Source organism: Pseudoalteromonas sp. UBA2102, from assembly GCF_002331165.1.
In the GTDB taxonomy this organism is placed as follows: Bacteria; Pseudomonadota; Gammaproteobacteria; order Enterobacterales; family Alteromonadaceae; genus Pseudoalteromonas; species Pseudoalteromonas atlantica.
Genome location: NZ_DCYU01000002.1, coordinates 36,002 through 47,325, shown reverse-complemented (window position 1 = coordinate 47,325; position 11,324 = coordinate 36,002). Strand labels below are relative to the sequence as shown.

At 40.4% G+C, this 11,324-nt stretch carries 10 protein-coding genes and 1 tRNA gene; 3 read left to right on the top strand and 8 right to left on the bottom strand.

Annotated features, from left to right (window positions below):
• Positions 1-91: 91 nt before the first annotated feature.
• The 7 genes from B2R65_RS00400 to B2R65_RS00370 form a co-directional block, all read right to left on the bottom strand.
• Positions 92-712 (bottom strand): BamJ family beta-barrel-assembly machinery protein, encoded by a 621-nt coding sequence (locus B2R65_RS00400; protein ID WP_004587856.1) that lies wholly within the window; start codon positions 710-712, stop codon positions 92-94.
• Between the two features lie 69 nt (positions 713-781).
• Entirely contained in the window at positions 782-1,168 is a 387-nt protein-coding gene (locus B2R65_RS00395; RefSeq protein ID WP_029772511.1) for a hypothetical protein, read from the bottom strand.
• 53 nt (positions 1,169-1,221) lie between these two features.
• Positions 1,222-1,312: transfer RNA gene (locus B2R65_RS00390), tRNA-Ser, on the bottom strand.
• A gap of 128 nt (positions 1,313-1,440) precedes the next feature.
• Complete coding sequence (locus B2R65_RS00385; RefSeq protein WP_024034084.1) at positions 1,441-1,818, bottom strand: hypothetical protein; 378 nt, start codon at positions 1,816-1,818, stop codon at positions 1,441-1,443.
• A gap of 204 nt (positions 1,819-2,022) precedes the next feature.
• Positions 2,023-2,571, bottom strand: a complete 549-nt coding sequence (locus tag B2R65_RS00380; RefSeq protein ID WP_004587853.1) for an NAD(P)H nitroreductase — start codon at positions 2,569-2,571, stop codon at positions 2,023-2,025.
• A 242-nt stretch (positions 2,572-2,813) separates the two neighbouring features.
• Positions 2,814-3,497 (bottom strand): HvfX family Cu-binding RiPP maturation protein, encoded by a 684-nt coding sequence (locus tag B2R65_RS00375; RefSeq protein ID WP_055253459.1) that lies wholly within the window; start codon positions 3,495-3,497, stop codon positions 2,814-2,816.
• 90 nt (positions 3,498-3,587) lie between these two features.
• The gene (locus B2R65_RS00370) at positions 3,588-5,549 is read right to left on the bottom strand and encodes an oxidoreductase (RefSeq protein ID WP_286739994.1); all 1,962 of its coding nucleotides are present in this window, start codon (positions 5,547-5,549) and stop codon (positions 3,588-3,590) included.
• 219 nt (positions 5,550-5,768) lie between these two features.
• Here B2R65_RS00370 and sppA point away from each other — a divergent pair, with 219 nt between their 5' ends.
• Positions 5,769-7,634: a signal peptide peptidase SppA gene (gene sppA / locus B2R65_RS00365; protein ID WP_286739992.1), complete on the top strand. Its 1,866-nt coding sequence runs from the start codon at positions 5,769-5,771 to the stop codon at positions 7,632-7,634.
• Positions 7,635-7,716: 82 nt separating this feature from the next.
• Positions 7,717-8,727, top strand: coding sequence for an asparaginase (gene ansA / locus B2R65_RS00360; RefSeq protein WP_024034079.1), 1,011 nt, complete (start codon positions 7,717-7,719; stop codon positions 8,725-8,727).
• A gap of 66 nt (positions 8,728-8,793) precedes the next feature.
• Here ansA and gndA read toward each other — a convergent pair whose 3' ends face one another.
• Positions 8,794-10,167, bottom strand: a complete 1,374-nt coding sequence (gene gndA / locus B2R65_RS00355; protein WP_024034078.1) for an NADP-dependent phosphogluconate dehydrogenase — start codon at positions 10,165-10,167, stop codon at positions 8,794-8,796.
• A gap of 384 nt (positions 10,168-10,551) precedes the next feature.
• On the opposite strand from gndA, the gene B2R65_RS00350 reads away from it, so the two are divergent.
• A partial coding sequence (locus B2R65_RS00350) for a pyruvate kinase (RefSeq protein ID WP_286739987.1) occupies positions 10,552-11,324 on the top strand: 773 nt, incomplete at its 3' end.

The following is an 11,324-nucleotide window of genomic DNA, read 5'->3' as shown; positions in this document are numbered from 1 at the left end:
TTAACGTTTTTAAAGCTTGCTATAAAACCACAAGACACAAAAAAGCCGCGGTCAAGACCACGGCTTTTTAAATACTGACTTAATAACTAAATTAAGAAAGGATTTCGTGTAGCTCAACGTCAAATACAAGCGTTGAGAAAGGTGCAATTGCAGCACCTGCACCACGTTCACCATAAGCAAGCTCATGAGGAACGTAAATACGCCATTTAGTGCCAACTGGCATCATTTGTAAAGCTTCAGTCCAACCTTTGATCACGCCACCTACTGGGAATTCAGCTGGTTGACCGCGCTCGTAAGAGCTATCAAATACTGTACCGTTAATTAATGTACCGTGGTAATCAACACGTACTGTAGACTCAGCAGTTGGCTTTTCGCCTTCGCCTGTTGCTAGTACTTCGTATTGTAAACCAGACTCGGTAACAGTGATTTCAGGACGCTTAGCGTTTTCTTCTAAGAATGCAATACCTTCAGCAGAAAGTACTTTTGCTTCTTCTTCACGACGCGCTTGGATCTCTTCGTTAATTTTTTCAAATGCAGCTTGGATCTCAGGGATCTCAACTTGAAAAGCGCTACCAGCGTACGCATCTTTCATGCCTTCAAATACTGAATTTAGGTTTAAGCCTTCAAAAGGGTTAGACTTAAGTTGCTCACCCATTTGTAAGCCAATACCGTAACTTGCTTTTTCAGCATCTGTAGTAAAATTATCTGACATAATGTGTTTTTCACGTTTTGTTAGTTAAAAGACGCGTACATGCTAACATAAAATAAAACCGGTTTGGGGCTAGTTTTTACTGTGTTTTACCTTAATTTTGCCAACTATGTAGCTACAAAGGGGTAAACTGAATAAAAATCCAACAAGCAATGGCCACGCTAGTAAACCGCCACTGCCAAACAGCACCAATGGCACTAATACTAAACCAACTAAAGCAATAAAAGCTGCGCCAATGACAGGCCAATGCGTATCGTACTTAGTAATAAGATGCGCAGTTAATACGTTAAAGCCAATGCCATACACAAAGGCGGTGATAAGCGTTGCGTCTGGTTGTGCATCTGCTGCCATTTTTATTAATAAATTAATCGCGCTTTGATAACAGTAGCCAAATACAATCCACAGTAGTACATGCTTTACTAAGCGTTGCGATGTTGTAAGGTTTGCTTCTTTTGACATTTATTAAACTCCACAAAGCAAAAAACCGCCCATAAGGCGGTTTTTTTAAATAATGGTGGAGAGATAGGGATTTGAACCCTAGATAGGCTACAAACCTATGCCGGTTTTCAAGACCGGTGCATTCGACCACTCTGCCATCTCTCCGTACGGCGCGAATAATAGGGGGTATTGAGCAACTTGTAAAGACCTAAATGTAAATAATTAGCTAAAAACAGCATTTGGTTCAAAAAACCACCACAAATAGCTAAAAACCTACATTGCTCATTGCCCTATTAATAATATTGCTTTGGCCTACGTGCAATCCACGAACAAATTAAGCACAGTAATAAACTAAGTGCTAAAAATGTAACGCTTTGAAATATTAAATCAAAACGGTTTAAATCATCACTTGGTACAACCACAAATAAAAATGCTGGTAATACACTAAGCAATAACACATAAAAACAAATTTTAAAGGCCCGACCAAAATCAAACCTTTTAGACTGCTGCATCCACCAGGTTAATAAAACAAGCATTCCCATAGCAGAGCCAGCTATAAAATGTGCAGTATTCGTGCTCATTGCCACATAAAGTGTAATAAAAGCACCCACTATTCCCCAAATTGACCATGCCAGCCAATTCTCTTTTTCTTGTAAAAATAAATTTCCCATCGTTTTCGTCTTCTTTATCGTTATTTTTATTAAGACTTTCCATACTTTAACAAAAAACAACCGATTAAAAAACAAACTGAAGAAGAAAAAGTTAACCTATATTGCTTCCGTGCGCTTCTCACAGCTAAATCAAAAAAGGACGAGCCTAACAGCAGCAACCTTAATGCTATATGACTGCGCAGAACTGCAATAGTTCATTATTTATTATAAATAAGTGAAGTAATCATCTGGTTTATGCTTAGCTGCCTTTTTGCACTCAATCTCTGGGGTGCCTAAATATAAATACCCAACAATTTCATCTTGCTCGTCTAAATTAAGGGCATTTTTGACTGCTGTGCTTTGTGCAAAATACCCTGTACGCCATACACCACCTAAACCTTGTGCAAATGCGGCTTGTTGCATGGCAAGTACACTGCAACCGGCGCTTTGTACTTGCTCAATACGCGGCACTTTTGGATGGGCTTGATACTTAGCAATAGCAATAATGATCATCGGTGCGCGCAGCACAAGCTCTTTTGCGCGTTTAATCACTTTTTCTTCTTGCTGCTCAGCAACGGCGCTTTGATGGTATATCTCACCTAATTTATGGCGGGCATCACCTTGAACAACAATAAACTGCCAAGGCGCAATACATCCGTGATCAGGCACCCGTAACGCGGCTTGCTTTATTATATCGAGCTGCTCTGAATTTGGCCCTGGGGCGGTTAATTTAGCGTCAGATTGGCGGGTTAGTAAAAGCTCAATAGCATCCATAGCGTACTCTCATAATTCAAAACGTTAGAGTACCATTTATGCCTTTAAAAAATAAACTCTGCGTAATTATCAATTTTATTAAAACCCTACTTATTCTTTCGTATTACAGCGCCATTACTGCGTAAACAATATTCATATACCACTGTATAAATCCGAGAGAGGCGCGATGCGTTTAACACACGTTACAAACAAAAAGGGCGTATAAAAAATATTTATACGCCCTTTTTAAACCAATTTGTTTGCTACTCTTTTACTACTGCACGCCTGAGCCAATAATCAACACTAACAAAGCGACCGCCACCTACAAAAAACAAGCTAAGTAACATGGCAAAATAAATAGCAGAAAATTCAATACCGTTATTTATTATGGAAGGTTTCCCTTTTTCATATAAGTAATCAGTAAATCCGTGCTCTTCAACTATACCCCTAATTTTACCTATACGTTCTTGTACTTCTAGTGAGTTTTCAAGGCTTTCTTTAGCCCCTGGAATTGATAACCAATCAAGTACTTGAGCTGAACTGGTTGTAGGGTTTGATGGCGCTATAGCAAACCAACCATTATGCCAATGTACTGTTGTTGCTGCCACAACCATTGTAAACATCAGCGGAATGCTTACTAAGCGGGTAAATAGCCCAAAGAGTAAAAACCACCCACCTAAAAATTCACTCCAGCCTGCTAAAAAGGCAAGTAAGTCTGGAAATGGTAAACCTAAACCCCATTCACTATTGCCAAACCATTGCACAACGCTTGCATCAGCAAGAAAATAGCTAAAAAAGCCGTCGGTTTCTCCACTTAGGGCTAATTTATTAAAGCCCGCAATAATCATTACGGGGGCTAAAATCAAGCGAAAAAGTAACGCAGGTAATCCGTCGGCATACGATAGATTACCCATGATTTTATTATACAAACGAAATAATTTACTCATGTGTGGCCTGCTTTGTCAGTGTATTAAGTTATGAACTCTATACACACAAGACCTGAGGGTACTGTAAATTATTTCATTTTATTAACACTGTTAAATGGCTCTGGCCACTTGAAGCGCTTCAAAAATTGCACGCTTTGCATCAATTGCTGCTGCTAATTTAGCGCCACCAATAACATGTACCTTTGCATTGTCACGGTGTTGCTCAAGCACTTCATTATTAGAAACCTGCCCTATACACGCAATAACCGTATCAACCGGCAGTACTTGTTTTTCTCCAGCAACAGTAACTGTAAGGCCGTTTTTATCAAAACTGTGGTACTGGCAATCAGCAATTTGTTTAACACCATGTTGCTTAGCAACTTGACGATGTATCCAGCCTGTGGTTTTTCCAAGCCCGCTACCAAAGCGCCCTGCACTGCGTTTTAGCATGTATAATTGTCGCTCATCTTTGTGCGGCTCTGCCTCGCACTCAATACCCCACTGCTTTTTAAACTCAGGAATAGATTGCGATTTATGTTCACTTAAAAAAGCAACCATATCAAAGCCAATACCGCCGGCACCTAAAATGGCTATTGATTTGCCCAGTTCGACCTCACCGCGTATAACTTCATCATAAGCAAATACACGCTTAGAGTCTGCGCATTCAATTGCAGCTTCACGCGGGCGTACACCTGTGGCAAATACGATGTCATCGTATTTTTGTAACATTGCATCATCGTATGCTCTACCAAGCTCTACATTTACGTTGAGCCTTTCAAGCTCATTAGTAAAGTAGCTAAGCGTATGGTTAAAGTCTTCTTTACCTGGAATTTGCATGGCTAGATTAAATTGGCCACCCATTTGTGTTTTTTGATCGATAAGCGTTACTGTGTGCCCTTTTTCAGCCAAATAACAACTTGCCGAGAGCCCAGCAGGGCCCGCGCCAACAACTAATACATTTTTAGCTTTAGAAGCTTTATCTAACGGGTAATCAAGTTCAAAGGCGGCTTGTGGGTTAACTAAACAGGTTGCACGTTTATTTTTAAAAACGTGGTCTAAACATCCTTGGTTACAGCCAATACAAATATTTATTTGTTTAGTTTGCTGATTTTGATATTTGTTAAAAAACTCCGGATCGGCTAATAAAGGGCGCGCCATTGAAATTAAATCGGCTTCATTATCATTAAGGATTTGGTTGGCTATATCCGGCGTATTAATACGGTTTACAGCTATAACAGGTACATTCACCACTGACTTTAATCGTTTTGAAGCTTCTTTAAATGCTCCAGGAGGCACCATACTGGCGATTGTTGGCACGCGTGCTTCATGCCACCCAATGCCAGTATTAAAAATATCCACACCGGCTTGCTCAAGTGCTTTTGCCTGAATAGTGACTTCATCAGGGGTTGAGCCATTCGGGATTAGGTCCATAACAGATAATCTAAAAATAATTAAAAACGTATCAGATACTTTAGCCCTAACGGCTTTAACTATTTCAAGCGCTAATCGCATTCTATTTTCTAGGCTGCCACCAAATTCGTCATCGCGCTTATTGGTGTGTGGCGCCATAAATTCATTAATTAAGTAACCTTCAGAGCCCATTACTTCAACACCATCGTAACCTGCTTTTTCTGCCATATAGGCAGAGTGCGCAAAGTCTTTAATGGTTTTTTTAATCGAGCCTAACGACATTTGTTTAGGTTTGTATGGATTTATAGGCGCTTGAATAGCGCTCGGGGCCTGGTTAAACGGATGATAAGCGTATCGACCAGCATGTAAAAGCTGCAAACATATTTTTCCGCCATGTTTATGAACGGCGCCTGTGTATGCACGGTGTTTAAATACATCATAATAGCTGTTAAATGATGAAGAAATAGGCGTTAATTTACCGCGTAAGTTAGGGCTGTAGCCCCCGGTAATGATCATGGCCGTGCCGCCTTTAGCGCGCGCCTCGTAAAAAGCGCTTAACCTTTTGCGGTTGTGCCAGCCCTCTTCAAGGCCTGTATGCATTGAGCCCATTACCAAGCGGTTTCGTAATTGTGTGTGTTTTAATTGTAATTGTTGTTCTAACATCCTGTGCCCCGTTAACTGGTCTAACCTGTATACATTAGCTAATTCTGCTTTAATGGCAAGTAATAAGCAATATGTGGCTGCATTTAATTAAAAATACTATTAAAAACGTATATTTATGTAACCTCATAAACACTTCGTTACGATTTAGCAGTTAAAATTATTTTTATTCTAGGCTAAGATGGAACTAATGTATTAGCTGTACCAAATTAAGGAGCTATTTTGATAGCAAAGGTATTTAGAGGTATTTGGGCTGGAATAAACTTTTCTCGTCGTTTAATACTCAACATTTTGTTTTTATTACTGGTTGTTGTATTTTTTATGTCGCTATCAAGCGATGACGATACAATAATAATAGAAGATGGCTCTGTACTTAGGCTTAATCTTAATGGGCCTATTGTGGAAGAAAAAACATATATAGACCCTGTCGAAGCAGCCATTAACGATGCTACGTCTAATTCAGAAGCACCTAGTGAAATTTTACTTGATGATGTAGTCAAAGTGATTGATGAAGCCACTAATGACGACCGCATCAGCGTTATCTTACTAGATTTGCAAGAAATGCCGAAAGCCCACCTAAATAAGCTAAAGCGTATTACTAAATCGTTAGATGCCTTTAAGCAAGCGGGTAAAAAAGTGATTGCATCGGGCTACTATTACACTCAATCGCAATATTATATTGCATCGCATGCCGATGAAATTGCAATGCATCCTTATGGTTCGGTAGCCATTGAAGGCTATGGAATGTATCCACTTTACTTTAAAGAAGCACTAGAAAAACTTAAAGTAACGCAGCATATTTTCCGTGTCGGTACGTTTAAGTCGGCGGTAGAGCCGTTTATTCGTAACGATATGTCTGATGCTGCTAAAGAAGCAAACCGTGTTTGGCTTGGTGCATTATGGAGCGAATATAAGCAAGATGTTGCTGCAGTTCGCCCTTTTGATGAATCGAACTTTGACGAAACCATGGATGCTTACCTTGCTAAAATGAAGGCTGTAAATGGCGATGCAGGTAAATATGCACTTGACCATCAATGGGTCGACTCGCTTAAAACAACTCAGCAAATTCGCCAACAACTCATTGATTTAGTTGGCGCACAAGAAGACGGTAAAACATTTAAGCAAGTGTCTTTTCGTGAATACTTAAGCTTAGTTAAGCCCCCTATCGAATTTGATAACCCAATTACAGAAAAAGTTGCCGTAGTTGTTGCTAAAGGTACGATTGTTGATGGTGAGCGCAAAGCAGGTGAAATTGGCGGTGACTCTACCGCAGCACTACTTCGCAAAGCACGCCTTGATGATAAAGTAAAAGCGGTTGTTTTACGTATTGATTCAGGTGGCGGCAGCATGTTTGCCTCTGAGGTTATTCGTGCTGAAGTATTAGCACTTAAAGCCGCAGGCAAACCTGTAATCGCATCAATGAGCTCAGTTGCCGCATCTGGCGGTTATTGGATTGCCTCAGCAGCTAACGAAATTTGGGCAGCACCAAGTACTATCACCGGCTCTATTGGTGTGTTTGGTACATTTATGACTTTTGAAGATACTTTATCTGAAATTGGTGTGTACTCAGATGGTGTTGCAACGTCAGAAATGGCTGGATTTTCTATTACTCGCCCGCTTAATGAAAAAATGGCGCAAGTTATTCAAATGAGTGTTGAAGAAGCTTATAGCCGCTTTATAGATGTGGTTGCTGATGCTCGCAATATGACACCAGAGCAAGTTGATAAAATTGCACAAGGGCGTGTGTGGATTGCTTCACAAGCACAAGAGCTTGGCCTAGTTGATAAGCTTGGTGATAAACAAGATGCGATTGATGCTGCAGCGGCACTTGCAAAACTTAATCACTACGAAGTGAAAACAATTAAGCAAGACCTAAGCCCGCAAGAAAAAATGCTGCAAGATATTTTTGGCAGTGCATCCGTTAAATCTATGCTTGGCTTAAATACAGATACAGCCTCTGTTTTAGCCACTCAAGCTAATATTAATACGGTGATAAAGCGCCTAAGTAGTGAAGTAGCTGATCTGAAAGACTATAACGATCCGCAGGGTGTATACGCACGTTGTTTAGAGTGTAGCGTTGCACAATAAAAGTGCACGTATTTACTCAAGCAGCTGTATTTAAAACAACTTAACGTTATACTAAGCCCAGTTTTTTTACTGGGCTTTTTTTATGAAACGTAAACGCATTTATATCGCATACACTGGCGGTACCATAGGTATGAAAAAATCGAGCCGTGGCTACATTCCGGCTGAAGGTTTTTTAACAGAAACAGTGGTCAATAACGCAGAATTTAACCGTGAAGAAATGCCCCTTTTTGATATTCACGAGTACTGCCCTTTAATCGATTCATCAGATATGTCGCCAGCGCATTGGCAACTAATAGCTGATGACATTAAAAGCAAATACCACGATTACGATGGTTTTGTGGTACTTCATGGCACCGATACAATGGCTTACACAGCCTCTGCCCTGTCGTTCATGTTCGAAAACTTAACTAAACCCGTTATTGTTACTGGCTCACAAATTCCTTTATCGCAATTACGCTCTGACGGCCAAGTTAACTTATTAAACGCCATGTTTTTAGCGGCTAATTACCCTATTGCTGAAGTGAGCTTATTTTTTAATAACCAATTATTTAGAGGTAACCGAGCCACGAAAGCACATGCCGATGGTTTTAATGCTTTTGCATCTCCTAACCTAGAGCCTTTAGCGTTATCTGGAATTAATATTCAGCTAATTAAAGGTCAGCTAAGCCCTTATGTAGAAAACGAACTACAGGTAACCACCATTACACCTCAGCCAATTGGTGTACTTTATTTATACCCAGGCATTAGTAAAGACGTGGTTAAAAGTTTGGTGAATGACAATATAAAAGCACTAGTATTGCTTAGCTTTGGCGTAGGTAATGCCCCACAAGACCCCGACTTTTTAGACGTGCTAAGTGAGGCAAGTAAACGCGGCATGGTTATTGTTAATTTAACGCAGTGTTTAAAAGGCCATGTAAATATGGGCGGTTACGCTACGGGTAACGCGTTATTAAATATAGGTGTAATAAGTGGCTACGATATGACACTAGAGGCGTGTTTAACAAAGCTGCATTATTTGTTTAGCCAAAACCTAGAAATTGAAACGATTCGCCATTTAATGCAAGACAATTTACGCGGTGAATTAAGCCGCTAATTTTAGTGACCAAAACGCAAAAGGCACGCTAAATAGCGTGCCTTTATTAATTTATAAACGCGTTAATTATCTTACTTTCGCGTCTATACCCACTAAGTCAGTTAAGTGGCACACTTCACCTGAGTGAGTTTTAATACCATGCTCACCAAAGTAATCACGCTGAGCTTGTACTAAATGCCCATTACTTGGTGTGGTTAATGTGGCTAAATACGTTTGTGTTGATGCAAGTACAGGGAACGCTAAGCCAGTCATTACAGCTTGCCCAGTTACTTTGCGAAGCGCATTAGATTCATTTTCAAGCGTATCAATGTATTCTACGCCTTGCGCTACGCTATCTAGGTAGTCAGCGCGAATAATACAACCCGCACGCCATGTTTGCAGCGTTTTAGACAAGTCTACTTTCCACTGATGGGTACGAGATGCCCCTTTAATTAACGCTAAACCTTGGCGATACGCTAATAAGCTCGCCAATGTAAATGCATCTTTTAGCTCTTCAAGGTCAATATCAACCTTGTTTGTAGCTTTAGCGGCATACGTCATTTCTTGTGCAGCGGTGGTGTCACATACATTGGTTAAGTGGCGAGCTTGCACCGCGGCAACCAGTGAAGGAACAGCAATACCCAGTTCAAGTGCATTTTGCGCAGTCCACAGGCCTGTGCCTTTTGCGCCTACTTTATTATCAATTAAATCAACAAGCGGTTCTTGCTTGGTGTTTTCAAGAGATAAAATATGGCTAGAAATAGCAAGTAAGTAGCTATTTAAGTGACCGGTAGACCAGTCATCAAAAATTTCAGCCACTTCTTTTGGTGAGCGACCTGTGCCAATACGAAGTAGTTGATACACTTCAGCAATAAGCTGCATAATTGCGTATTCAATGCCGTTGTGAACCATTTTTACAAAATGGCCACTGGCCGATTGACCAACGCGTGCAAAACACGACTCGCCATTGTAGCTAGCGGCTACTTTTTCAAACCACGGTTCGATACGCTCCCAACCGCCTTCTGAGCCACTTGCCATCATTGCAGGACCATGACGAGCGCCTTCGGCACCGCCAGAAATACCCATGGTGGCAAATTCAAATTTGTTTTGATACTTAAGTTTACGATTAATGCCGTCTTTGTAGTTACTGTTACCACAATCTACAATCATATCGTTACACTGTACGCCAGCTTCAACAAGCTCATTACACACAGCATCAACCAGTTCGCCTGCAGGCACTAATAATAAAATAGAGCGAGGTGCTTCTAAACGCCTTACCATGTCTCCTAAATCAGAAACAATATGAAGTCTATCGGCCATGCCTTGCGATTTAGCACAACTTAATAACTCTTCACCCGCATGTGGGTTTTTATCATATGCGACTAACGTTATGCCTTTTTCAATCATGTTTAAGGCAATATTTTTGCCCATAACGCCTAACCCGACTAATGCAACTTGCATTTAGTGTCCTCCTCGGTAACAACTATTTGGTTAGTAAACTAAGTAATTCATTAAATAATACCGCGTGCATTATACTCATACCGTCATAAAATGCGAACGTTGAGCTAATACAGCATGCTTTTTTATTACGCTATTAAAAAGCACTGCAATTGTATCAAATATAAGGGCTGTGCGGTTACAAATACTCTGCGTATTTTGAATTTAAGATCATTGACGGATTTTGACACCGGTGTCATAATGATGACATATTCGTTTTGTATAAAATAGTGGCAATACTAACTAGTTTGCCTATAACTAAAAATGTTTATACATAAGTTATAAGTATTTTGAAGTCACAAAATAACCGTCAACCTGCTTACACATCTAAGCACACAGGAGAATTTGATGCTAAGACGCACAAAAATAGTCGCTACACTTGGGCCTGCAACAGATCGAGATAACAATCTAGAAAAAATTATTCGCGCTGGCGCTAATGTAGTACGTTTAAACTTCTCACATGGTGTTGCACAAGATCATAAAGACCGTGCACAAGCTGTACGCGAGATAGCCACAAAATTAGGTAAACATGTTGCTATCCTTGCAGACCTTCAAGGTCCTAAAATTCGTGTTTCAACGTTTAAAGAAGGTAAAGTAAACCTTGAAGTAGGCGCTAAATTCACCCTAGATGCAAAAATGGAAAAAGGTGAAGGCGACGTAAACGCGGTAGGTATTGATTACAAAGAATTACCACAAGATGTAAGCCCTGGCGATTTATTACTATTAAACGATGGCCTTATTCAACTAACCGTTGAGCAAGTAGAAGGTCACTTGGTGCACTGCTCGGTTACCGTAGGTGGTGTATTATCAAATAATAAGGGCATTAACCGTTTAGGCGGTGGTTTAACAGCCCCTGCGTTTACAGAAAAAGACAAAGAAGATTTAATCACTGCCGCTGAAATAGATGTTGATTACATTGCAGTATCGTTCCCACGCAGTGGCGATGATATGCGTTATGTACGCTCTTTAGCAGAAGCTGCAGGTTCTAAAGCACAACTACTTGCAAAAATTGAACGTGCAGAAGCCGTAGAAACACAAGAAGCCGTAGATGACATTGTTTTAGCATCAGACGCTGTAATGGTTGCTCGTGGCGATTTAGGTGTTGAAATTGGTGATGCTGC